This window comes from Vibrio sp. 1078-1 (assembly GCF_033340475.1).
This window is the reverse complement of record NZ_JAWOWM010000003.1, coordinates 350,780-373,674: the sequence shown is the minus strand read 5'-3', so window position 1 is coordinate 373,674 and position 22,895 is coordinate 350,780. Positions and strand designations below refer to the sequence as shown.

The window sequence follows — 22,895 nt, the reverse complement described above, 5'->3', positions numbered from 1 at the left end:
AAGCCGCTGAGATTATCAGCGGCTTTGTTGTATTTGCTATCGGGGGCCGTTTACAGGTTAGTTTGCAGCTTGCGGACGAGGCTTACGGCGTTGGCCTGATGGTTTGTTTCCTGCAGGCTTAGCATTGTTTGGCTTGCGGTTACCAGACGGTTTACCAGCGTTGCCACTCTTATTACCGTTTGGTTTATTTCCATTCGGTTTATTGCCATTTGGCTTGTTGCCGTTAGGTTTGCGGTCATCTGGTTTGCTGTGTGCACGGCCTTGGTTTTCACGGTTACCTTTAGGCTTGTCTGCACCGCCTTGGTTGGTGCTGTTTTTGTTGCCGTTGTTACCACCGTTGAAGAGACGTTTAGGTTTGTTTGCACCATTGCCTGCTTTCTTTTCGGCTGCTGGGGCGTTTTCACTTGCAGCATTTGGCGCTTTTGGTTTTTTCGGCTTCTTAGGTTTTTTCGGTTTGATTGGGCGCGTATCCAGTTTAGATTCTGGCACCACATTGGTTGGCGCAAAACCTTCCAACTCTTTACGTGGTAGTACTTCTCGAATCAAACGTTCAATCGCAAACAACTCAGATGCTTCTAGCGCACACACCAGTGAAATCGCTTTACCTACTTCGCCCGCGCGGCCAGTACGACCAATACGGTGAACGTAGTCTTCTGCCACTTTCGGTAGCTCAAAGTTCACCACTTGCGGTAATTGCGGAATATCGATACCGCGCGCAGCAATGTCCGTCGCGACCAACACACGAATTTCACCCGATTTAAAATCCGCCAGTGCTTTGGTACGCGCACCTTGGCTCTTGTTGCCGTGGATGGCAGCAGCCGGTAGGTTTTGTTCGATCAGGAACTTCGCCAGACGGTTTGCGCCGTGTTTCGTTTTCGTAAACACCAGCACTTGCTTCCAATCGCCGTCTTTGATCAATTTAACCAACATCGGTGCTTTCTTCTTAACGTCTGCTGGGTAGATGCTTTGCTCAACCGTTCTCGCTGTCGAGTTTGCCGGATTCACTGAAATCTCAACTGGGTTGTTCACCAAGCCTTTCGCAAGATCGCGGATCTCATCCGAGAAAGTCGCCGAGAACAGTAGGTTCTGACGCTGTTTTGGTAGCAGAGCTAGGATCTTACGAATGTCACGGATAAAGCCCATATCCAACATGCGGTCTGCTTCATCCAGTACCAGAACTTCTAGTTGGTCGAACTTCACTGCATTTTGGTTGTACAAATCCATCAGGCGGCCTGGTGTCGCAACCAACACATCCGCACCTTTGCGAAGACGCAGCATTTGCGGGTTGATCTTCACACCACCAAAAACAACCGCACTGCTTAGTGGAAGATGACGGCCGTACATAAACACGTTTTCTTGCACCTGAGCCGCCAGTTCACGCGTTGGCGTCAGGATAAGTGCACGAACTTGGTTAGCACGAACGCGAGGGCCGTTCGATAAACGCTCAAGAATCGGTAGCGTAAAGCCTGCGGTTTTACCTGTACCAGTCTGCGCTGCTGCCATTACGTCTTTCCCTTCCAAAATAGCAGGAATTGCTTTTGCCTGAATTGGCGAAGGGGTGTCGTAGCCTTTCTCTTGAATAGCTTTAAGGATTGGAGCAGATAGACCTAACGAGGTAAAACCCATATGTATGATTCTCAATTGTAGAGTTAGATAACAACGCGCCGAAAACAAATCGGTGCGAAAAGTGCGACATTCTGAGGCTTTTACGCGCAGGCTTCAACTAATTCCGTCATGGATAAATATTTGAACTGGATCTCATTTCTTTTTGGCAGGCAAAACTGATAACTGGTTTGGTCGATCGATTGAATGGTTTTACGTTGGCGATGCCCATTCTTACATCGCTATCACGGTATGCAGTTTTAGTTTATCAAATGCTGTTCGGAGTGTGGGGGAGGCTTGCTCCTTTCATTACTCCGCTTTTGCATGCGTTAAAAACGCACTCGTCAATTGCTGAAAGAGCGAATCTACCGATGGGCGGTCGGATACATGATGGAAGAGCGGTGTGTGGACATCACCACGAATATCATCGCTGTGACCGCAAAGCTGATTACACATTCGTACTGGTTCGACAATCTTCTCGACGTCGGCATCAATCAGAATGCATGCTTGTGACAATACCACTTGTCCGCCGCCTTTTTTAAGTAAAACACGCTGCGCGGTTCCCACGACTTTTTGCCCGCCAATGTTGAGGTTGTACTCGCCATCGCAGTAGGAATAAGGCGTAGCATGAACATCCACTTTCACGCCGAGCTGTTTAAAGAAAACCGTTAATATCGCACATAAATCGAGATACGCTTTTTTGATGTTGTAAGGCTCGCCTTCTGGCCAGTGGTAAATGTGGGATAGATTGATAATACCTGGCACCTGAGGGACTGGGGCACCACCGGTTTTACGAGAAAAGAGCTTCCAGCCAGACGTATTTAACGCATGTTCTAACTCATTAGACACTGGCCATTTCTTACCCGCGGGAAGCACGAGCGTTGGACTTTTTACTTGCCAAAGCAATAGCACTTGCGAGAGTTGGTTGGACTGAACTTGTTTAATGAGCTCATCTTCTTTGTCAAATGCATCAGCGACTTCCGTAGCTGTGTAGCGAATTAGCTTATTTTTAGCAACCAAACTCTATCCCTCGCGGCTATTTAATCGTTACTGTTGTATCTCAGATACAGCTTTATTGCTAGGTCTGAGTGATTAGGCTTTTGCTCGCTAGCTGCATGATCACCTTTTGGATCTTTTCCGTTGTCCATTAATTCTGCTTGAACACGCGATAAAAAGTTTTTGCTAGTCATCACATCAGCCATTCATAAAATCTGCCATCTATGAAAAATTTTGGCGATATAAGTATGAAAAAGCGAGTGATGACTCTCGCGTTAGCGGCATCATTAACGGGATGTGTGACGTTCCCAACTCAAGAATCTGAGCAAGTACAGGTGCTTTGGGACAATGTGAATGCGATTGAAAACTGTGAACTAATGGGTACCGTGATCGGCTCAGAAGGACACTTTTACGATTACTGGTTTCACGCAGATAAAGACATGGTTTGGGGGACGCTAAACCAAATGCGCATCAAGGCGGTGGATTTAGGCGCAGATACCTTGTACTTGTATCAACCGTTGAGCTTTTCTACGTCAGTGACGATGTTTGCAAATGCTTACAAGTGCAAACAGTAGCGATTTTCTTGCTCATAATTGAAAGACAGGCGCTGCTCGCCTGTCTTTGATGCGTTCTACAAATACTGGAGACTTTGCGTTAATTAACGTTTGCTGTCGCCACCGCTGATGTATCAGAAAACGACAATGTAAAGTCTCGCTCGGTATTAAGCACTTTGGCTGGAAACTCTAAGCTCAACTGCGTATGTGGCGCGACTTCTGAAGCAATGCTAGTAACGAATTTTCGGGTTTCTCCAGGAGAGATCGATATGTCACTTCCACCTTGTGATGAGAGCTCAGCGATACCCATTGTTTCAAGTGTGTTACCTGCAGTATCCGCCAGGTGTAATAAAGACTCTGACTTGTAGATTAATTCTCCACTTTCTGTGCGATATGCATTAAACGAGTTGAAATTTGGTTGCAATGATCCTTGTGAACCAATGTTAGTAACGGAAAATGTCACATTAGCGCCATCAAAGTTCTCGACTCTTACAAGTACGTTACTGTCTTGGTAACGAGCGGCTGCCGCCGCAGTTGCTTGCTGTTTCTGCCTCTGTTTCTCTTTTTCAATGTCGCTTAACTGTTTCTGCTCATTAGCGATTCGATTCTTTGCCATGTAGTACGACTGATCGACCATTGCTATTAAAGCGGGGATTGAATACAAAGTGAGGCCTTCCAAATGGTCAAAGTCGATTTTGGCATGTTGAGTACGTTTATGATTAGAAAATTGGCAGTAACCATCAATCAAACTGATTAAAGCCACTTCAAAAGTGCCCTGTAATCGGCTTACTTCCTGTGCTGCTTTCTCTAGATTTGAGCGGACTTTCCGAATCTCTTCCAAACTCTTTTGTGAAAGACGACCGTTTGGCGATACGTCGTTAGAAACCGAAACCAGTTCTTCGGTCACAAATGGATTGTTTTCGGCAGGAATCACCGTAGTGATACGGTTGGATTTGGTGATGTCTTCGCCCAATAAAACCATCATTTTTTGCGATGCGGCGGTTGTGTTGCCCGCTAATACGTCACTACAGTTTGGCGACGTATTGGCATACACGGCGAATGCGGTAAAAAGTGAAAGTGTAACGGACCAGCCGATGGTGACGAGTCCTGTCGTGGTTCGAGTATTCATCCTGATAACCCCTCTGTCATTTGGTGCGATTCACTGACGTAATAGCCAATCAAAAGATTGGCTCGCGACATTCAGAATGGTTCTGGTCAACCCTTCGTAGTGGGTATGCCCACAGATGCTTATTTAGTCGTTTATCAACCGCTAAGCCACGATTGATAAAGTGTCTGAAATTGAGAGCATTAACGCTGCGAAGTTGATGTCTTTGACTGAAAGATAGACGTAACTTTTCTAACCATCAAATACGTGATTGAGTTCTCATTTTTATATGAGTGAGAGGTTCAAGAGAAAACAGGCACTTACTGTAGAGAGTTGATTTGAAGGAAAAATATAAATTTTTTTGGGAACTTTTTTGATGCTGCCTTTGAGACTTTTTTTTGAATCTCAAAGGCAGGTTCTTACACTCGCGTTCAATTACAACGTGTTGAGGACATCCGCGAGTCGAGAGACAGCTGTCGTCAGTTCTTCTGGTGTAGCATTGGTAAAGTTAAGACGCAGAGCGGCTTTTACCTTTGAACCTTCTGGATAAAAGACCGGGCTAGGCACTACAGCAACCCAGTTTGCGAGAAGGTTTTTCGCCAGTTCGAAGGTGTCGCATTCTGGAATCTCGACCCAAACGAACATACCACCATCGACGGGTTTGAGTACGCAACTTTCTGGCAGCTGTTTTTGCAGTTCAGCAAACATGACATCGTAACGTGATTTGTAAAGCGCACAGATGGTTGAAATGTGCGTTTCGAAGTTGTCATGTTGAAGTAGACCATGCAGCAAAGCTTGCATAGGAATACTAGAGTGCAGATCGGCACCTTGTTTAATTTTGATGAGTGGCTCAAGGTAGCTACTCTTGCCCGTAACTACACCAATACGCAAGCCTGGTGAAGCTATTTTGGAGAAAGAGCGCAATACGATGGAGTGCTGTGGGCAGAAGTCCGAAACCAGTGGAAGCGCTTCACCAGAAAAACGCAGCTCGCGGTATGGTGCGTCTTCAATGAACGCCACGTCGTATTGTATACAAAGCTCGGCAACTTTTTGGCGAGTCTCTAGCGCCCAGCATACGCCCGTTGGGTTGTGAAAATCGGGTACGGCGTAGAACATTTTTGGTTGCTGCGTGGCAAAGCACTGTTCGAGTTCTTCAAGGTTTGGGCCACACTCGGTTTGTGAAACGGTCACGATGTTGGCTTGCACTAGACCGAATACTTGCATAGCACCAAGGTAGCTCGGTGCTTCCATCACCACTTTATCGCCCGGATTTACGTACGCACGCGCAATCAAATCTAGCCCTTGCTGAGAGCCCGTTGTGATCATCGCCAAATGAGATTCCGGCAGCTGGTAATAATCGGTCAAAAAGTTAAGTAGCGGGGCGTAGCCTGCTGTTGCGCCATATTGAAACACCTCTGGCATATTAGCGAGGTTTTCGAGCGTCGGTTTCATTAAGTCGATCGGGAAGGTTTTTTCGTCCGGCAAGCCACCTGCAAGAGAAATGACGTTCTTATCGCTCGCTGCTGCGAGGATCTCTCGGATGTAGGATGACTTAGTTTGTTGTAATGACTGTGCGATTTCCATGTGCTGTGCTTCTCGTAATTGTCTTTTTTTATGTCAGAAATAGTATAGGTAAATTGCCAAGCTTGGTGTGTCCATTTATGCTGTTAAATATGTCCATTTATGCTATTTAAGCGAAAGTTTACTCCGTGAGCCATCAACAAGTTTCCAGAATCAATGACGTGCTGTTTTACATTCACCAGGACATTAGCAGAGATTTATCGGCTAAAGAGCTAGCAGATGTAGCAGCCTATTCTGAACAGCACTTCCATCGTATTTTTAAAGATGTGGTAGGGGAGTCTGTCCATCAATATATCCGTCGCACAAGAATGGAATACGCCGCCAATCAACTGATGTTTGATACCAGCTCATCGGTGTTAGACATTGCTAACAAGTGCGGCTTTAGCTCGGTATCTTCTTTTAGCCGAGCGTTTAAAGCAACGTTCGCTATGTCTCCTGGTGCGTGGCGAAAGCATGATTTACAAGTCGCAGAAAAGCCGTATCTAAAAGATCCGGAAGTGGCTGCGGGTTATCATCGGGTTGCGAAACGCGAGTTGCCAGAACCTAAAATTATGGAGGTTCCACAACGCTTTGCGGCTTATGTGCGGCATGAGGGTTATAGCCGTTCCATTCGCAATGCGTGGCTGATTTTGAAGGCGTGGGCAAGCTCTGAGAATCGGGACTTTTCGGTTCAATACGGTTTGCATCACTCCAACCCCGCTTGGGTCGAGCTCGATAAGTGTCGCTATGTGGCTTGTATGGCGATTGATAAGCCGCTTAAAGTACGCGGTGTCGTGAATCAAATGACGATTCCGGGTGGTTTGCATGCTGTTTTTCGCTTAACAGGGGTATATGGAGAGCTTCTTCCTCAATTGAGTATGGTGTTAGAGAAGTGGTTGCCGAATTCAGGCTTTAAGCAGCGTTCTACTCCCGCTTATGTTCACTATCATAAAAACCATTTCCTCAGCCATGATGAGGCGTTTGAGCTGGACTTCTATCTGCCCATCAGCTTTTTCTAACTGGAGTATTTATTTACTATCCGTAAGGAAGAAAATGCTAAGCTCTATATGGTGATTTTTTACAAATAATTGAAAATTAAATGAACATCGATCATGTAAAGCTATTTGTCCGTTTGGCTTCGACACACAACATCAGCATGGCTGGTCAGGAGCTTGGACTTTCTCCTGCTGTCGCTAGCGCACACATCAATAAACTTGAGGACAGCTTAGGAGTTCGTTTAGTTCATCGCACCACACGCAAAGTTTCCTTAACTGAAGAGGGGCAGGCATTTTTACCTCACGCGGAGGAGGTCCTTGCAACAGTGGAGGCAGCAAGGGGAGCTGTTGGCTCAGGGCAGAGCGCGCCAACGGGAGTATTACGTATAACCGCCTCTGCAACTTTTGGTCGCTTGCATATTGTGCCCGCATTAAAAGGTTTTATGGCGCGTTACCCAGGGTTAACCGTGGACTGCCGATTTTCTGATTCCATTATTGATCTGGTTGAGGGAGGTTTCGATGTCGCCATTCGTGTCGCTGAGTTGAAAGATTCTTCATTGGTCGCAAGAAAGCTTGCGCCAGATCGTCGTATTATCGTTGCATCACCAGATTATATTGAACAATTTGGGAGACCTAACAAGCCCCAAGACTTGACGAATCATCAATGTATTAACTTAGTTGGAATGAATAATTGGTCATTCAATACAAAAGATGGAATGGTCAATGTAAGAACTTCTGGTCGTTTTAAAACCGATAATGGTGATGCGATGAGAGACGCGACGGTAAACGGGTTAGGTATTTCTATCAACTCGGTTTGGAGTGTTTATCAAGAATTACAAAGTGGTCAGCTAGTGGAAGTACTCGAAGATCACCCTTTAGCGATGGATGCTGGGATTTGGGCTGTGTACCCAAGCTCTCGTTTAATTGCGCCTAAGGTGCGTGCCTTTATTGATTACTTTGCTGAATACTATGGCACGCCACCTTATTGGGAGTTTGCGGAAAAGTGATAACAAGTTTCACTTATCGAATACATTGTTTTTAAGGTCCGAATAAAAACGAACCTCAAGATAATTCTTAATTGTTATTAATAGAGTTTGCTTAAGATTAATTCAATAGTATCAATTATCTGCTGTGTTTTGCTTTGATCTAATGCATCAGGGTGTGGGGGCGCGAATGCTTCAATGTCATTATCGAAGTACATACCATGCGCTTGAGCAAACTCTTCTGATAGCGCAGCGCGAGTTAGAATATCTGCTCCTAAGCGGATATCACCACCAGCAACCCCATAAGCATCTTTAACCATCTTACTACCTAGGAATGATTTTGGGTTTACTGATACCAACATAGGGCCAGTGTTCTTAAGCTTTAGTCCGATTGCTCGTGACCACATCGTTAATGCCAATTTGCTTTGGGCATATGCTTCGCCATCTGACAATGGTTTGTTACCGAGTAAAGCGCTAGTGTTTACTGTTGTTTGTGCAGCTGAAGACAAATTAACCACACGACCCGTATCTCCGAGCAACGGCAATAGCTCTCTAGTGAGTAAGTAGGGAGCAATGGTGTTGACTGCGAAGCGTACATCAAGACCCTCTTTAGTTCTTGGATTTGGTGTTGCGTACACACCAGCATTGTTAATGATGACGTCTAAATGATTGAACCGTTCTGTTATCTCCATCACTATCTGTTTTACCGCATTGGGAGAGGATAAATCAGCAACAAGGCTTTCAACTTTACCACTTTTCATCTCCCTCAAACTTTGCTCAACTTGTTGAACTTTCTCTATATTCCGGCCATGGATTATTACGTGTTGTTCACGGTTAATTAACATTTTCGCGGTTTCTAAACCAATACCGTCAGTAGATCCAGTAACTAGAATTGTCTTTCGCATGATCGCTCTCATTGTTGAAGGTTAATATAGAACGATCATAGTGGCATCTTTTGCATTCGACTATTGAGACTAAAAAGAAAACACTTTCTAGGAAAAATTGAAAATAACTTTGTTGTTCTTTTTGTGGACGGTGCGACGAATTAACGTCTCATTAGATGCTACGGTTATACATGTGGTGCTCAAAAATTAGGCACTATTTTGTACTCAAATAATAGCCAAGAGGTCTCTATGTTAGGTGAAAATCACTCATTAACTCATGAATTCCCAGAACATTTGGATACCATTACTCAGCTTACCGAAAACGATGCATCATTTGCTGAAACCGTTAAAAACTACAATGCTTTAGATAAGGAAATCCGCGTACTAGAACTTCAAGGAAGCCCGATTGATGATCACGAAATGAACGTGTTAAAACATAACCGGGCTGAGCTCAAAGACTGGCTCCACTCGCGAATAATGGGTTCTTAGTGACGAAATGATCATCGGCTCGTAAATTGCGGGCCGATTTTAGTTCCAATGGACGATGCCAAGTGTGCAAACACTAGGAGTGCTGAGCAGGAGCTTGGAGCGGCAGGTGACCAGTTTTTACCCAAATGATCGTATCTTGCTCTACAAAAGGAAAATGCTCACTCATATGTGGGCTTCGAATCCAAGAGAGAGCGGGATAGGTACCTAGCTCGTCTCTAAACTCTCCTGACAATACGAAAATTTCTTCACCACCAAAGTGACGGTGTGGTTGAAACTTCTTACCTTTTGGCCATTTAACCAATGCGACATGTTCGTGCTCAAAATTATGCAGCGGCATGACTTGCAACCCACCGACACCACTCTGCCAGCTCGCTTGGTTTGTATTAATGCGAACTGTTTCAAGATCCTCAGATTCGAACTGATTTAGTTTAACTAAAATCACACAGCCTTCTTTGCTAAATGGTGCGTGTTGACTTCCTGGAGGGTTACGAAGGTAAGTGCCGGCAGGATAGTCACCGTATTCGTCAGAGAATACCCCCTCGAGCACCAATATTTCTTCTCCTTGAGGGTGAGGATGAGTCGAAAACTGCGAATTTGGCTCGTACTTAACGACGCTGGTGGTATGCCCTGATTCTTTGGCTTCTCGTTCCAAAGGTTTGCGCCACACACCTTTGGAAGGGCTGGCGATCCACTCCTGTTGAGCAGTATCTATCACGATTCTTTTTGAAAAATCCATATTCAACATATTGAAATTCCGTTACTTATTTAATTACTAATTCTCATTAGTATACGTATAAAAAACATCAATTGATTCATTTGTTGATAGCCCAATTCATGGATTGAGTACGAACATGAAATCGGAGCCTAATTTAAATTTCTGCTTGTGTAATGAGAATTGTTATATTATAACATCGCAAAATTAAATGTTATAACATAACAAAAAGGAAATAGTAGTGAATAAGAAATTGGTGTCTCTCGTGATCGGTAGCATTTTTGCATCCCCTGTTTTTGCCGACACACTATCGAACCCACAGATTGGTGTTGTTGTTGATGGCTACTACCAAGATGGCCAACGTCATAATTCTGAGCGCGAAGAAGGCTTTGGTCTAGGCCATACGGAATTAAACTTCTCATCAAATATCGACGACAAGTTTTACGGCGCATTGACCGCGGTTCTTGAAAGTCATGGTGATGAGACAGAATTAGAGCTTGAAGAGGCATTCATCGAAACTTTGGCATTGCCATATGGTGTAAACGTGCGCGCTGGCCGATTCCTATCTGACTTTGGTTACCTGAACAACCAACACATGCACACCGATAGCTTTGTTGAGCGTCCAATTGCTTATCGTACTTTCCTTGGCTCGCACTACTACGATGATGGTGTACGTGCAAACATCGTGTTGCCAACCGACCTTTATGTAAAACTTGGTGTAGAAGCGCTCAGTGGTAGCAAAATGTCTTCTGTCGAAGATGGTTCTGAAGTTGGCGTGTACACCACGACGCTGAAGCTTGGTAGTGACTTCTCCGAATCTTCAAGTTGGCAGTTTGGTTTAAGTTACCTGCGTAACGAAAACGGCAAGGTTAAAGAATTCGAAGATCACGACCACGGTCATGAAGAAGAGCATGAGCACGATCACCATCATGGCGCAGCAGTGACAGGTGCGAACCTTTACGGTGCTGATTTTGTTTGGAAATGGGCACCAGACGGTAATTACAAATACAGCAACTTCACGCTATCGGCTGAATACATGCTGTTAGACGGTGTGGTAGATAGCAAATATAAAAACGATGCAGAGTCACCAGACAACTTAAGCGCTTACTATGTTTCGGGTGTTTATCGCTTCAACCCAAGCTGGTCAGCAGGTCTACGTTACGGCGAAGCAGAAAGCTACGATGGTCATGCACATGGCGACCACATGCATTTTACTGAGCTGAATGATAAAGAAATGGATGCGATGATCGCATGGGATTCTTCTCACTTCGGTACTATCCGTGCGCAATACACTCGCATTGATAACCAAGACAGTGAGACAGACAACGTGTTCACTCTGCAATACGTGATGACATTTGGAGCGCACGGTGCTCATGCGTTCTAAGCTGACATTAAATAAATGCAGTTTGGTGATGATGGCGGCAGGAGCTGCCATCATTGCTTCGCCTGCTTCGGCTCTAAACATTTTCGTTTGTGAGCCAGAATGGAAAGCCTTTCTTGAAAGCCACGCGCCAGATGCCAGTATTTATTCAGCGACAACGGCTAAGCAAGACCCACATTACGTACAAGCTCGTCCTTCTTTGATTGCGAAGATGCGCCAAGCGGACATGGCAATGTGTTCGGGCGCAGAGCTAGAGGTGGGGTGGTTACCTATGCTGCAAGTTCGTAGCAGCAATGCGGCGGTGCAAAATGGTGCGCCGAGCATGATCTACGCGACGGACTTCGTGCGCATGTTAGATACTCATGCTCACGTTGACCGTAGCATGGGAGATATACACGCTCACGGTAACCCACATGTTCAATTTGCGGCAAATGACATGATTCCATTATCTCGTAAAGTCACGGAGCGCCTAAAAGCGATTGATCCCGACAACGCACCAAGTTACCAAGTGAATGGTATGAAGTTTCGTGCTCATTGGCGTAAAAAGCTTAAAGAATGGAATGAGAAAGGGGCTGCTTTAAAGGGTAAGCAAGTTGTCGGTTATCACGCGACGTATCGTTATTTGTACGATTGGCTCGGAATGAAGCAGATTGCCGATCTCGAACCTAAACCGGGCATTTCACCGACCACATCTCACCTGCAATCACTTACCAAGTTAGATGCTGACAGTTTTGATGCGATTGTTTACTCTTCTCATCAGGATCAGCGTCCAGCGAACTGGTTGCAAGATCATACTGACAAACCTGTGATTCAACTGCCATTGACCGTTTCTGAGGGTGAAAGCTTAGATGAGATGTACGATCAGGTCATTGATGATTTACTGGATGTGTTAGTGCCACCCGTTCCTGTGAAGATCTAAGTCATGGCGGATTATGCATGGCTTTTACCTGCGGTTTTTTGTGGTTTAATTGCGTTGGTTGGCAACATCGTACTGGGGCAGCAAGTTCTTAATCGTCAGATCATCTTTATTGATTTGGCGGTGGCGCAAGTCGCGGCATTGGGGGCAGCACTAAGCCACTACTGGTTGAGCCAATACGCGCTGTTCTCAGGTTCATTCTTTGGCGAAATGATTGGCCCTTGGGTGATGTCTTTGATGCTTTGCGGTTTGATTGCTTTAATGGAGAAACGATACCAGCAGCATTTAGAGCCCATGATTGGCAGCTTGTTTGTTGTGTCTGCATCGCTGGCGATCCTGCTGGTGAGTAAAGACCCACACGGCGGAGACTTTATTCAAGGCATTCTTAATGGGCAACTGTTATGGGCGACTTGGGCAGACGTTTGGCCTTTGGCACTCATTACCACTGCGATGTTGCTATTAGTTTGGTTAAAACCTGCGTTTATGCGCGGTAGTGGTTTTTATCTGATCTTTGCTATTCTGATGCCCATTACGGTCAAGTTAACCGGCATTTATTTAGAATTTGCTTTGTTGGTGATTCCAGCTTTATGTGCGGCAGCATTGAAGGGAACTCGATTCTTTGTCGCCAGTATCAGCATCGGTATTGTTGGGATATTAACGGGTATTGCCGCATCGGCTCGCTATGACTTACCGAGTGGTGCGAGTATTGTGATCACCCTGTTTATTGCTGGCATGTTGTTTAATCTCTTGCTTCAGCCTTTTCTGGTGAAAATAACAAAACCAGCTTTTGTAAGAGATTAAGAGACAAGTAATATTGGTCTGATGAAGTAGTATTTGATTAATCAGACCAATACTTTTCTATCCAAGTCCTCCAATCGTGTAACTTTGCGCCTTCCAACACACTTTCTTACGTTGATCTTGCCATAGTCATCAAGTTGCCTTGATTAGTTCACATCCGACTCCCAGACTGTTTCTATAGTTTTTATAAGATATAAAAGACCCTGCGTATGAGAAGCGCAGCTGTAACGCGACTAGGCATAAAAACAAAAAACGCTAGGGATACAAGCGAATTTGTAATCTCAACATTTAAGGAAGACCAAGATGAAACCGGAAAAAGTAGCAGTAGTCACTGGTGCGGCTCGTGGTATTGGCCAAGCGATTTGTGAGCAATTACTGGAGGATGGATTCCACGTAATCGGGCTAGACATATCTCCCGTGGAATGGAGTCAGTCGGCGCAGCTAAGCAGTTATCAAGTCAACTTGTGTGATGCCGAAGCCGTCAGTGAAGTAGTAGAAAGTGTTGTAGAGCAGCACGGAAGAATCGATGCTCTGGTTAACAACGCGGGCATCACTCGAGATGCATTGTTGCCAGATATGTTAGAGCAAGACTGGGACAGCGTGATCGACGTGAACCTAAAAGCGGTGTTCTTACTCACCCAACGTGTTGCTCCTGTCATGCTAGAGCAGGGCACAGGCAGTATTGTTAGCATTTCTTCTATAGTGGGAACGGATGGTAATATCGGCCAGAGCAACTACGGCGCAAGTAAAGGCGGCGTCATCTCAATGAGCAAAGGCTGGGCGAAAGAACTTTCAAGAAAGGGTGCACAGATACGCGTCAACTGTGTCGCGCCAGGCTTTATCGCCACCGACATGACCAAGAACCTGCCAGAGAAAGTCATTCAAATGATGGAAGGCAAAACCCCATTAGGGCGCATGGGCTCAGTTCAAGATATCGCCAATGGCGTCTCTTTCCTAACCTCAGACAAGAGCGCCTACATCACAGGCCAAGTGCTCAAGATTGACGGTGGGTTGGTATTATAGCTCGCTAATCAAAACGTCAAATACCAAACGCCCTTTACTTATATGAAGGGCGTTTTTGTTTGAGGAACCCGACTTATGTGAGTACTACTAACTACTAATAGAAAGCCTTGATGCCGCTTCGAGTTCGCACTCTCATTGAGTTCTTGAAGCAAAAAACTGATGCGTTTGAATAGCATCGAACGTGTCCTATGAAACTCAGTAATCCTTAAGCACAGTATTCCCAAAAGAAAAGCCCACCGAAAAGTGGGCTTTGTTCTCTTTCAATAACGAGAATAATAACTAGTAGCTTGCTTGAATGCTGACACCACTATAGTTTGAGTAACCTTGAATCATGACGTGGTAGCGTCCATTTTGTGTTGCGCTTACCGTACATGTTTCATTGTTACCGTATTTGAAAGGTCGGCACTCCCATACATTCAGTGCTGGTTTTGCACCAAAACGGAGATACAAGTCAGCATCGCCAGTACCGCCATACATCTGTACGGTTAAGCGCTGCCCCGCCTCTACATCAACATAGTAATACGCGACTTGACCAGTTGAACCACTTAAACCGCTCACTGGCACGCCCGAGGTTAACTTGCCTTCTGGGTCCGGTGTTGGATCTGGACCACCACAGTCTTGACCACAATCAGCATCGGTTAAGCTATAAAGTAGCTTGTTCACGCTGCCTCTTGTGTCCGTCACCTTTCCGCTTGTTGCGCGACTAACGATCAAGGCTTCCACTTGGCTTGGTGACAACGAACTGTTTTCTTGAAGATACAGTGCTGCTACACCCGCTACATGTGGCGTCGCCATCGAAGTACCACTAATGGTTTTGTAACCACCGTCATACCACGCAGATTTGATTTGCGAGCCTGGCGCAAACACATCCACACAACTGCCCCAGTTTGAAAAACTCGAACGTGCATCCGTGCTGGTGGTCGAGCCGACAGTTACTCCGGAAGCAACGCGTGCTGGAGAATAGTTACACGCATCGGCGTTGGAGTTACCTGCTGCTAGCATAAAGCTGACACCTGACTGAACCGCACTTTGCACCGCACTATCCAGAGCGACGGATTGACCGCCGCCTAAACTCATGTTGGCGACTGAAGGTCCGGAAGCGTTCGCAGCCACCCAGTCCACACCGGCAATAACACCAGAAGTAGAACCCGATCCGGTACAGCTCAATACTCTCACGCCGACAAGGTTGACGTTTTTCGCAACACCATACAAGCTGCCGCCAATGGTGCCAGCTACGTGTGTGCCGTGTCCATTACAGTCACTTGCATCTGCATCGTTATCGACAAAGTCATACCCTGAAACTGAGCGACCACCGAACTCAACATGCGCGTTATTCACACCAGTATCGATGACATAAGCCGTTACCCCAGTCCCATCAAAGTTGGCACTGTAGTTGTTATCGAGTGGCAAGTTTCGTTGGTCGATTCGGTCTAGTCCCCAAATGGCATTGGTTTGATTTGCGTCTGCCGAGACTATTGGGTCAAGCGATAGGATTCTGTCTTGCTCAATGTAGTCCACACGAGGATCAGAACGCAGATCTTTTAGTTGCTCAGGACTCAAGTTAGCGACAAATCCACTTATCGAGTGGTCAAAAACCGACTCCACTTGTATCGAATACAAACCAGACATGCGGTCTACGGATTGTTGCGTGAATTGCTCGAATTCCGTTGAATTGCTCACCATCATTTGCGGCTGTTGAAATACCACAATATAGCGATCTGCAATGGCGATGTCGTCCGGTGCAAGCATCAAAGTGGCAGGCAATGTGTCGGGAGCTTGTTGTAACTCTGCACTGTCCGCAATCTCATTGGGTTGCGAAAAAGCGAGAGAAGAATGAAAACAGAGTGCGGAGGTGATACAACAACTTAGTAGTTTCTTTAACATAAAATGTTCCTCGAAATCATAGTCTTGTTGATTTTTACCTAGTACCAAACTGTCAACACGAAAACACAGACAATCAGCGTAGTGCGTGCTGAAGTGACGTTACACAAGTCAAACTAGACAATGAGCAATCATATGCATAACTGATAATAATTCGCATACTCAGAAACATGATCAATAACCAAGCTTTATTGAAATTGAAATGCAAAGATTCATTTAGACTTAGAGCAAAATCCCTAAAATAGAATAATTCTACACACCTGACATATTGCCTGTTATATGACTTCATCTTACCGATAATTTACGCAATAAAAACCTAACTATCCTTTTATTGGTCATAACTCAAATCGGTTGATAGATGTTAATATAGCCACCTGATTTCTGATGTTTTTAACTCATGGTTACTATCCAAGTTCAATATCGTTTCTGTAATAAAACAGAGCCCGTTCGTGAACATGGAAAAGGGCATTCTGGCTCTCCTCGCTCCAGATGTATCGAGTGTCGAAAGAGCTTTAACTCGATTACGTTTACGAAGCCCGCAAGCCAGATGTAAAAGAAAAAACTGTTGATATGTCAATGAATAGCTCTGGCGTTAGGGAAACAGTACAAGTGTTGAATGTCGTATACAACACAGTATTGAGTACTTTAAAAAATCTCGCCAAGGTAAGTAACCTCAATGCCTTTCGATAAAGCAAATATAAGACTAATTTGTAAACTTGAAAGGCTAGCTGTATTGGTTGAGGTATATGAGGAAAACACTTCCCCATTTAAGAACTGAAACACACTTTTGCCCCTTTTCGTGTTAGCACGGAAACTGTCCTGCTACCAGACTTGTGTTTCAATAGTGCCTTGTAGTATCGAAAACACTTACCACAAACTCTAGAGATTTATGTACTATACCACCTACTGGAAGCTTGATGGGTGGTATTGACGTGAACTTATCTCAAATTGATCTGAATTTGCTCTTTGTTTTAAAGCACTTGCTCGAAGAGAAGCATGTATCTAACACCGCTATGGCTTTAAATATGAGCCAGTCTGCGGTAAGTCGAGCACTGCAAAAAATGAGAGTTTTCTTTAATGACGAATTACTGGTGCGCAAGAAATACGGCTATGAACTGACTCCAAAAGCAGAGTCAGTAAGGCAAGACATCAATAATGTGATTACCAGTTTAGAAAAACTTGCCCATAGAGACTCGTTTGATCCGAGCACTGTATCAAGCACCGTTAAGGTTTACGGCCTTCTTCCTCAGATTAATACCTTAATGCCTAAGGTTATCGCTAAGATTCGGCAAGAGGCTCCAAACCTTAAGGTCAGTTTGGACTCAGCACCAAAACGTCATTTTGATGCGTTGGTGGCTGGAGATGTTCATTTCGCACTTTCCTCTCATCAACCGCCAAGCTCTGAGCAAAATATCTATCGAATGGTTGTTGCTAAGCGCACTTTCCGTTTGCTTATGAACCGCTATCATCCACTGGCCGATTTAGAGCTAACTCCAGAGCGTTTGGCCGAATTTGACTTTGGACAAGTCTCTTTGCAGGGTGAGAAGCGATTGTCGTTTGAGCATAAATACCAAGAGCTAGGGCTAGCGAACAAAAAAAAGCGTTTATCAGCACCAGTTCAACTGAATAACTTTAGTTCTGCTCCAAGTGTCGCTGCGGAGACTGAGATTATATTTCATCTACCAACACCTTTTGCAGAAGCAGCTTGTCAAGACCCTCGTTTGATCGTTCGAGAAGTACCTGCCGAGTTGCAGTTGGACTTTCAAGAAGTCTTCCTATATTGGCACAAACGCTTTAACGATGATCCTATGTGTGAATGGGTACGAGAGATCTTTAAACAGCTCTATGTTGGAACCGATACTTTAGCTTAAATGCTTATATCGGGTAATTCGTGTTTAACTATTCGTATATTGGATAGTGATATTCTCTTTTCTCGATAGTGATTAACTTGTCAGTGATTATGATAATCAGGTTTAATTGATAATAATTATTAAATGCAATTACATTTTAAGCCTATTCAATATGAAGCCTCTTTTCACATACTCTCTATTTTCTACATCAGTTGTTTCTGCTTGTATTACTGTACCTATGGTCGTTGTTGCAAATGACCAGTTACCTGAGACTGGTATCAATACAACAGCAATGGAAACCGTAGTGGTCACAGCCTCTGGTTACGAACAGAATGTCACAGAAGCGCCAGCAACTATAAGTGTTCTCACCCGAGAGCAACTTGAAAATCGCTCATATAAAGATTTGACTGATGCTTTAAGTGATATACCTGGGGTAACCGTCACAGGAGGTGGTGATGGCCAAGATATCTCAATTCGAGGTATGCCTGCTCAATATACGGCCATTCTTGTTGATGGCAGGAAGCAGTCTGGTCGAGAAACTCAAACTAATGGTAGTACGTTTACTGAACAAGACTGGCTTCCCCCGTTGAGTGCAATTGAACGTATTGAAGTTGTACGTGGCCCTATGTCAACCCTCTATGGGTCTGATGCTTTGGGGGGTGTGATTAATATTATTACGCGTAAAAATTATCAAGAGTGGCACGGAAGCTTGCGTGCAGAAACGACGCTTCAAGAAAATTCAAAATCTGGAAATAGCTATCAAGGGCAGCTGTACCTTGCTGGCCCTGTCATAGATGGTCTGTTGAGTACTTCTTTGACTGGACTGTATCAGGAAAGAAAAGAAGATGAAATTGAAGGTGGTTATGCAGGTAAGACACTCGACAACTATCGAGCTTCTTTGTACCTCACACCTACCTCGGATGACACTTTTACTCTGGAGTTCACCAATCATAACCAAGAGCGAGAGACCACTCTAGGTAAATCAGTGGAGCGAGAGTCTCAAGTTGCAGTACGAGAATATGAACGCCAATCTATTGGTTTTAGCCACGACGGAAACTACTCTTGGGGTACAAGTTCTTCATTTATCAGTAATGAAACAGTAAAAAATATCGGTGCAGATAAAGAAGTAGAGAATAGTCAAATTAATACGCAATGGGGTCTGCCTCTTAATGCTCACTATTTAACGCTGGGCGCATCTTTCGAGCAAAAGGATCTGACTGATAATAAACTATCATTGACCTCTAAAAACAAGCAATGGGCAGTATTTGCTGAGGACGAGTGGTATCTCACGGATACATTCGCTCTCACTCTTGGTTTACGTTACGACGACAATGAGATCTTTGACGGGCAATTTAGCCCAAGAGCTTACGGGGTCTGGTCTATTGACCCTAGTTGGACGCTAAAAGGTGGTGTGTCTACGGGTTATCGAGCACCTAGTTTGACACAAATGGACGAAGAGTGGGTTCAAGAGAGCTGTAGAGGACGTTGTTCTATTTACGGTAATCCAGACTTAACAGCAGAAACCTCCATCAATACAGAGATGGGACTGTATTACGTTAATGAGCGAGACCTTTCTGCAAACATTACTTTGTTTTACAGCAACTTCAAAGACAAGATCGAAAGTGAGTTTGTCGATCCGACTTGTACTGATAGCAGAAGTTGCGACCGCACTTACGTCAACATTGATGATGCGATCAGCTATGGTGCAGAAAGTTCCGTATCTAAGGGTATTACAGAGTCAATTACACTAAGTGCGACCTACTCGTATACTCGTAGTGAAAAGAACACTAATGACGATGATGATGGCTTACCTCTCGTACAAGCACCTGAACATATCTTCTCACTTAATGGTGATTGGGCAGTGCGTGATGATGTTGCTTCATGGGCCCGAATAAACTATCAAGGCAAAGACAAAAACAACATCACTAGTGATAGCACAAGAACGTTGGCACCTTCTATTACTTACGTGGATCTCGGTGTGAACTGGCGTGTAACTAAGAGTGTGAAGTTAATGGCAGCGGTTTATAACTTGTTCGATGCTCAAACCACAGAGGAAGAGTTTGGCTACATTGAAGATGGCCGACGCTACTGGTTAGCTGCTGAAGCGACTTTCTAATCTACTCACTTTTTAAGCGAATAACAAAACAATGAATACCAAAATTAAGTCTGCGATGACCTCTCTGCTACTTATGCCCTTTGTCTGTTTGGCTGGGGAGTTCAATGTAGAGAAGGATATCTTGTTCAAAACTGTAGGTGAGAGAGAGATTAAACTTGATCTTTATACTCCATCGGTTGAATCAAATACTCAGTACCCGTTATTAGTTTGGGTACATGGTGGTGCATGGAAACGTGGAAGCAAAGACGCCATCCCAGAAAAGAACCCATTATTACTTCAGTCTGTGTTGAATGAAGGTTATGCGCTAGCTTCAGTTGATTATCGCTTAAGTGGAGAAGCGATCTTTCCTCAGCCAGTACAAGACATTAATGATGCACTGAACTATTTGTACGGCAATGCTGAAAAGCTCGGTATTAAAGCGGACAATGTTGTGATAATGGGACGCTCTGCTGGTGGGCACCTCGCTGGCTTTATTGGTGCGACTAACTCGGCATACAACCAAGTAGATTTCTATGAGCCACCAAAGTACAAGGTCTCAGCCGTAGTGAGCTTTTTTGGCCCTACCGATTTACTTGAGTTAAGTAATAAAGGTGGCAAGAAAACCAGCAAAAAATCGTCTGTATCTCGTTTCTTAGGAGATATTCCAAACAATATTCCAAAGCTTGCCAAGAAAGCATCAACGACGAGTTATGCGAATGAAAATACTCCACCATATATACAGTTACACGGCACCTTGGATAAGCGAGTGCCTCTATCTCAAAGTGAGATACTTAAGGCTAAGCTTGATGAGCATGGAGTTACCAACCAACTTTTCATTGAAGAAGGTGTAGGACACAGTGCACCTGTCTTTGATACCGAGAAGTACGTTACTCATGTTTTGGACTTCTTAAATAAACACTTTCCGAACTAACGCTCTAGTCAATATAAGGCTTAAAAGTTCAAGGGGAAATACTGAGCCAACTGTGATTACAGTTGGCTTTTTCATGTATCTCTATTGGGCATTTTATCATTCTGATTAATGGGAGCGGCTGGCTCATTTTCAGGCAGTGGTTGAATAAATCTATGACTACTTTAGGGTATGTATTCTAACGTACTTCTGTCCAAAAAAGTGTTTCGTTAGCTTGAATTAGAACAACAAAGCGCTCTTCACAGAAAATGAAGGTCGTTTATCTCGTCTTAACAGCCTTTCAAGTTGTTTGAAATGAGGTATCGAGATCCGCTTCGCTCTTAGTTACGTTCAACCTTAGCTGCTACTTTTCATCAATAAATAGAGATGAGTTACCATCAAGTAGCATAGGGAAGCGAGGGAGTATTCTCTCAAATGAACATTAAACTCCTTCTTTGTAGCCTGTCACCTTCAAACTACTTCCTCTAGCGCTAACAATTAATTCAAATGTGCGCTGGTTAATGATTTTTCTGTAAGTAACACAATTGAACGTGATAGAAGTAACAAAATTACCTCTTTGCGGTAACGTTCCCGAAAAGTTTATATATTATCGCCCTCATTGATATAAGTAGTAGAGACGCTCTGAGTACGAGCGCTCTGAAATTCAGGCTTTAGATGGACATTTAAAGTCACCATAAGTTTGCGATTTTTCTTGGGAGCGTTTGCAATATGCCTAAGTATAAATTTACGTGAGACTATGGAAATGAAACTACACACTTTGACGATGGCAGTAGCGCTTGGACTGGTTACTGCACCTGTATTCGCAGCAACAGATGTTGACGCTCTTGAAAAGCGAATTAATGAATTAGAACAGAGACTTGAACAGACAGAAAAAGCATCCACAGAAGCAAATGAGAAAGCCTCAAGCTTTGAGTTTCACGGCTACGCTCGTTCCGGGCTACTGATTAATGACGATCTGAATGGTGCAGTGGGTACTGGTCCTTACATGACGGCAGCTGGTGCTATTGGCGCTCCAGTTGGGCGATTAGGGGTAGAGGATGATCACTATGTGGAAGCAAACCTTATTCACAAACGTTTTGCAGATGATGGTTCCAGCGCATTGTTCCGAATCATGTTGGCAGATAGTACGGAAACCAATAACGAATGGACGGCGAGCGAGAGTCAATTAAACGTTCGTCAGGTATATGCTGAGCTAAACAAGTTGAGTATGTTCTCTGAATCAAGAGCTTTTGCTGACGCGACGTTTTGGGCTGGTAAACGATTTGATCGTGATAACTTTGACATTCACTTCTTTGACTCGGATATTGTTTTCTTATCTGGCACTGGTGCTGGTGTGTATGACGTCCAAATGAGCGAATCATGGAAAGCAAACTTCTCGATCTATGGTCGTGATTTTGGTGAGATTGATAGCTCGTCAACGGATGTTGAAAACTATATCGCGACAATGAACAACCGCTTCGGTAATTGGCAATTGATGCTGAGCGGCATGACGTCAGCTGATAACAATGATCGCGTAGAAGGAGCAGCGGACAAAGGTTTACATGCGATGTTTGCTTACCATGGCGATACCTTCTTTGGCATGAGTGAAGGCTTCTCTAAAACCGGTATTTTGATGGGTGATGGACTGGGTGCGGAACTTAAAGGCATCGGTTCAAACGGAGATTTGTTAGAAGACGCAAAAGCCGTACGCTTGTTCAGCTATGGTGTAACACGCATCGGCGACAACTGGCGTGTAGCACCTGCGTTGCTAGCAGAACACAGCCAAGATCGCTTTGCTAAAAATGATGAATTTACGTGGGCATCGTTCAACATCCGCTTAGCGCAAGAGTTTACGCAGAACTTTGAGATGGTTTATGAAGGCTCATACCAATACATGGACCTAGACAATGCGATTGATAAAGCAAGTGGCAGTTTTTACAAAGCGACAATCGCACCAACGCTTAAGATGTCTACCGCTGCAGGTTTCTTTGACCGTCCGGAGCTACGTTTTGCAGTTAGCTACGTTGATTGGAGCGAAGACTTGAATAGCTACTCGATTAGCCAGGATGCGGGTGCTGCAACGATGGGTGATGGTGGTGAAGTTCTGTTTGCACTGCAAATGGAAACTTGGTTCTAAAGGGATCTAACCGACAAAGAGTAATAA

19 protein-coding genes and 2 pseudogenes are annotated in these 22,895 nt (G+C 44.4%); 14 read left to right on the top strand and 7 right to left on the bottom strand.

The annotated features are described in order from the left end of the window. Positions 1-57 precede the first annotated feature (57 nt). Positions 58-1,626 (bottom strand): DEAD/DEAH box helicase, encoded by a 1,569-nt coding sequence (locus R7190_RS08705; protein WP_062854891.1) that lies wholly within the window; start codon positions 1,624-1,626, stop codon positions 58-60. A gap of 148 nt (positions 1,627-1,774) precedes the next feature. On the opposite strand from R7190_RS08705, the pseudogene R7190_RS31355 reads away from it, so the two are divergent. Further along, positions 1,775-1,852: pseudogene (locus tag R7190_RS31355) on the top strand (VOC family protein); the annotation flags it as partial. A 59-nt stretch (positions 1,853-1,911) separates the two neighbouring features. Here R7190_RS31355 and R7190_RS08700 read toward each other — a convergent pair. Continuing rightward, a complete protein-coding gene (locus tag R7190_RS08700; RefSeq protein ID WP_005373753.1) occupies positions 1,912-2,622 on the bottom strand; it encodes a biotin/lipoate A/B protein ligase family protein in 711 nt (236 codons plus the stop codon). Between the two features lie 224 nt (positions 2,623-2,846). Between R7190_RS08700 and R7190_RS08695 the strand changes: the two genes are divergently transcribed. Next, positions 2,847-3,173, top strand: coding sequence for a DUF4156 domain-containing protein (locus tag R7190_RS08695; RefSeq protein ID WP_017633591.1), 327 nt, complete (start codon positions 2,847-2,849; stop codon positions 3,171-3,173). Between the two features lie 79 nt (positions 3,174-3,252). On the opposite strand, the gene R7190_RS08690 is transcribed toward R7190_RS08695, so the two are convergent. Continuing rightward, a complete protein-coding gene (locus tag R7190_RS08690) occupies positions 3,253-4,281 on the bottom strand; it encodes a hypothetical protein (RefSeq protein ID WP_186585477.1) in 1,029 nt (342 codons plus the stop codon). Between the two features lie 411 nt (positions 4,282-4,692). Further along, positions 4,693-5,841 (bottom strand): PLP-dependent aminotransferase family protein, encoded by a 1,149-nt coding sequence (locus R7190_RS08685; RefSeq protein ID WP_017819834.1) that lies wholly within the window; start codon positions 5,839-5,841, stop codon positions 4,693-4,695. Between the two features lie 125 nt (positions 5,842-5,966). On the opposite strand from R7190_RS08685, the gene R7190_RS08680 reads away from it, so the two are divergent. Both R7190_RS08680 and R7190_RS08675 read left to right on the top strand, forming a co-directional pair. Beyond that, positions 5,967-6,836: an AraC family transcriptional regulator gene (locus tag R7190_RS08680; protein WP_005387011.1), complete on the top strand. Its 870-nt coding sequence runs from the start codon at positions 5,967-5,969 to the stop codon at positions 6,834-6,836. An 80-nt stretch (positions 6,837-6,916) separates the two neighbouring features. Then, positions 6,917-7,819: a LysR family transcriptional regulator gene (locus tag R7190_RS08675; RefSeq protein ID WP_017633593.1), complete on the top strand. Its 903-nt coding sequence runs from the start codon at positions 6,917-6,919 to the stop codon at positions 7,817-7,819. A gap of 77 nt (positions 7,820-7,896) precedes the next feature. Here the strand turns inward: R7190_RS08675 and R7190_RS08670 are convergent, their stop codons facing one another. Further along, the gene (locus R7190_RS08670; protein ID WP_025767963.1) at positions 7,897-8,700 is read right to left on the bottom strand and encodes an SDR family NAD(P)-dependent oxidoreductase; all 804 of its coding nucleotides are present in this window, start codon (positions 8,698-8,700) and stop codon (positions 7,897-7,899) included. A 228-nt stretch (positions 8,701-8,928) separates the two neighbouring features. Here R7190_RS08670 and R7190_RS08665 point away from each other — a divergent pair, with 228 nt between their 5' ends. After that, positions 8,929-9,168, top strand: a complete 240-nt coding sequence (locus R7190_RS08665; RefSeq protein WP_005373737.1) for a YdcH family protein — start codon at positions 8,929-8,931, stop codon at positions 9,166-9,168. Between the two features lie 73 nt (positions 9,169-9,241). On the opposite strand, the gene R7190_RS08660 is transcribed toward R7190_RS08665, so the two are convergent. Beyond that, entirely contained in the window at positions 9,242-9,913 is a 672-nt protein-coding gene (locus tag R7190_RS08660; protein ID WP_186585475.1) for a cupin domain-containing protein, read from the bottom strand. Positions 9,914-10,121: 208 nt separating this feature from the next. Here R7190_RS08660 and R7190_RS08655 point away from each other — a divergent pair, with 208 nt between their 5' ends. From R7190_RS08655 to fabG, 4 genes are all read left to right on the top strand, one after another. After that, complete coding sequence (locus R7190_RS08655; RefSeq protein ID WP_017633595.1) at positions 10,122-11,264, top strand: hypothetical protein; 1,143 nt, start codon at positions 10,122-10,124, stop codon at positions 11,262-11,264. After that, positions 11,254-12,180 carry a metal ABC transporter solute-binding protein, Zn/Mn family gene (locus R7190_RS08650; RefSeq protein ID WP_186585473.1) on the top strand — a complete coding sequence of 309 codons (927 nt, stop codon included), beginning with the start codon at positions 11,254-11,256 and terminating at the stop codon, positions 12,178-12,180. The genes R7190_RS08655 and R7190_RS08650 overlap by 11 nt, the downstream gene beginning before the upstream one ends. A 3-nt stretch (positions 12,181-12,183) precedes the next feature. Further along, positions 12,184-12,978 (top strand): metal ABC transporter permease, encoded by a 795-nt coding sequence (locus R7190_RS08645; RefSeq protein ID WP_167416166.1) that lies wholly within the window; start codon positions 12,184-12,186, stop codon positions 12,976-12,978. A gap of 300 nt (positions 12,979-13,278) precedes the next feature. Further along, positions 13,279-13,998 carry a 3-oxoacyl-ACP reductase FabG gene (gene fabG, locus R7190_RS08640; RefSeq protein ID WP_017633598.1) on the top strand — a complete coding sequence of 240 codons (720 nt, stop codon included), beginning with the start codon at positions 13,279-13,281 and terminating at the stop codon, positions 13,996-13,998. Positions 13,999-14,277: 279 nt separating this feature from the next. Here fabG and R7190_RS08635 read toward each other — a convergent pair whose 3' ends face one another. Continuing rightward, positions 14,278-15,882 carry a S8 family peptidase gene (locus R7190_RS08635; RefSeq protein WP_132937018.1) on the bottom strand — a complete coding sequence of 535 codons (1,605 nt, stop codon included), beginning with the start codon at positions 15,880-15,882 and terminating at the stop codon, positions 14,278-14,280. A gap of 394 nt (positions 15,883-16,276) precedes the next feature. Between R7190_RS08635 and R7190_RS08630 the strand changes: the two are divergent. From R7190_RS08630 to R7190_RS08610, 5 genes and pseudogenes are all read left to right on the top strand, one after another. Next, positions 16,277-16,600 (top strand): annotated as a pseudogene (locus tag R7190_RS08630) (IS1-like element transposase); the annotation flags it as partial. A gap of 196 nt (positions 16,601-16,796) precedes the next feature. Further along, the gene (locus tag R7190_RS08625) at positions 16,797-17,750 is read left to right on the top strand and encodes a LysR family transcriptional regulator (RefSeq protein WP_256900902.1); all 954 of its coding nucleotides are present in this window, start codon (positions 16,797-16,799) and stop codon (positions 17,748-17,750) included. Positions 17,751-17,901: 151 nt separating this feature from the next. After that, positions 17,902-19,845, top strand: coding sequence for a TonB-dependent receptor domain-containing protein (locus tag R7190_RS08620; protein ID WP_054576367.1), 1,944 nt, complete (start codon positions 17,902-17,904; stop codon positions 19,843-19,845). A 31-nt stretch (positions 19,846-19,876) separates the two neighbouring features. Continuing rightward, complete coding sequence (locus R7190_RS08615; RefSeq protein ID WP_186585471.1) at positions 19,877-20,755, top strand: alpha/beta hydrolase; 879 nt, start codon at positions 19,877-19,879, stop codon at positions 20,753-20,755. A gap of 739 nt (positions 20,756-21,494) precedes the next feature. After that, positions 21,495-22,868, top strand: coding sequence for a carbohydrate porin (locus tag R7190_RS08610; RefSeq protein WP_186585612.1), 1,374 nt, complete (start codon positions 21,495-21,497; stop codon positions 22,866-22,868). Positions 22,869-22,895 lie beyond the last annotated feature (27 nt).

What these genes read in the sequence shown, in the direction of transcription:
- R7190_RS08660 (WP_186585475.1), bottom strand. Translation starts at nt 9,913, where the DNA reads ATGTTGAATATGGATTTTTCAAAAAGAATCGTGATAGATACTGCTCAA.
- R7190_RS08695 (WP_017633591.1), top strand. Translation starts at nt 2,847, where the DNA reads ATGAAAAAGCGAGTGATGACTCTCGCGTTAGCGGCATCATTAACGGGA.
- R7190_RS08670 (WP_025767963.1), bottom strand. Translation starts at nt 8,700, where the DNA reads ATGCGAAAGACAATTCTAGTTACTGGATCTACTGACGGTATTGGTTTA.
- R7190_RS08650 (WP_186585473.1), top strand. Translation starts at nt 11,254, where the DNA reads ATGCGTTCTAAGCTGACATTAAATAAATGCAGTTTGGTGATGATGGCG.
- R7190_RS08685 (WP_017819834.1), bottom strand. Translation starts at nt 5,841, where the DNA reads ATGGAAATCGCACAGTCATTACAACAAACTAAGTCATCCTACATCCGA.
- R7190_RS08620 (WP_054576367.1), top strand. Translation starts at nt 17,902, where the DNA reads ATGAAGCCTCTTTTCACATACTCTCTATTTTCTACATCAGTTGTTTCT.
- R7190_RS08665 (WP_005373737.1), top strand. Translation starts at nt 8,929, where the DNA reads ATGTTAGGTGAAAATCACTCATTAACTCATGAATTCCCAGAACATTTG.
- R7190_RS08705 (WP_062854891.1), bottom strand. Translation starts at nt 1,626, where the DNA reads ATGGGTTTTACCTCGTTAGGTCTATCTGCTCCAATCCTTAAAGCTATT.
- R7190_RS08690 (WP_186585477.1), bottom strand. Translation starts at nt 4,281, where the DNA reads ATGAATACTCGAACCACGACAGGACTCGTCACCATCGGCTGGTCCGTT.
- R7190_RS08610 (WP_186585612.1), top strand. Translation starts at nt 21,495, where the DNA reads ATGAAACTACACACTTTGACGATGGCAGTAGCGCTTGGACTGGTTACT.
- R7190_RS08645 (WP_167416166.1), top strand. Translation starts at nt 12,184, where the DNA reads ATGGCGGATTATGCATGGCTTTTACCTGCGGTTTTTTGTGGTTTAATT.
- R7190_RS08625 (WP_256900902.1), top strand. Translation starts at nt 16,797, where the DNA reads ATGGGTGGTATTGACGTGAACTTATCTCAAATTGATCTGAATTTGCTC.
- R7190_RS08615 (WP_186585471.1), top strand. Translation starts at nt 19,877, where the DNA reads ATGAATACCAAAATTAAGTCTGCGATGACCTCTCTGCTACTTATGCCC.
- R7190_RS08635 (WP_132937018.1), bottom strand. Translation starts at nt 15,882, where the DNA reads ATGTTAAAGAAACTACTAAGTTGTTGTATCACCTCCGCACTCTGTTTT.
- R7190_RS08675 (WP_017633593.1), top strand. Translation starts at nt 6,917, where the DNA reads ATGAACATCGATCATGTAAAGCTATTTGTCCGTTTGGCTTCGACACAC.
- fabG (WP_017633598.1), top strand. Translation starts at nt 13,279, where the DNA reads ATGAAACCGGAAAAAGTAGCAGTAGTCACTGGTGCGGCTCGTGGTATT.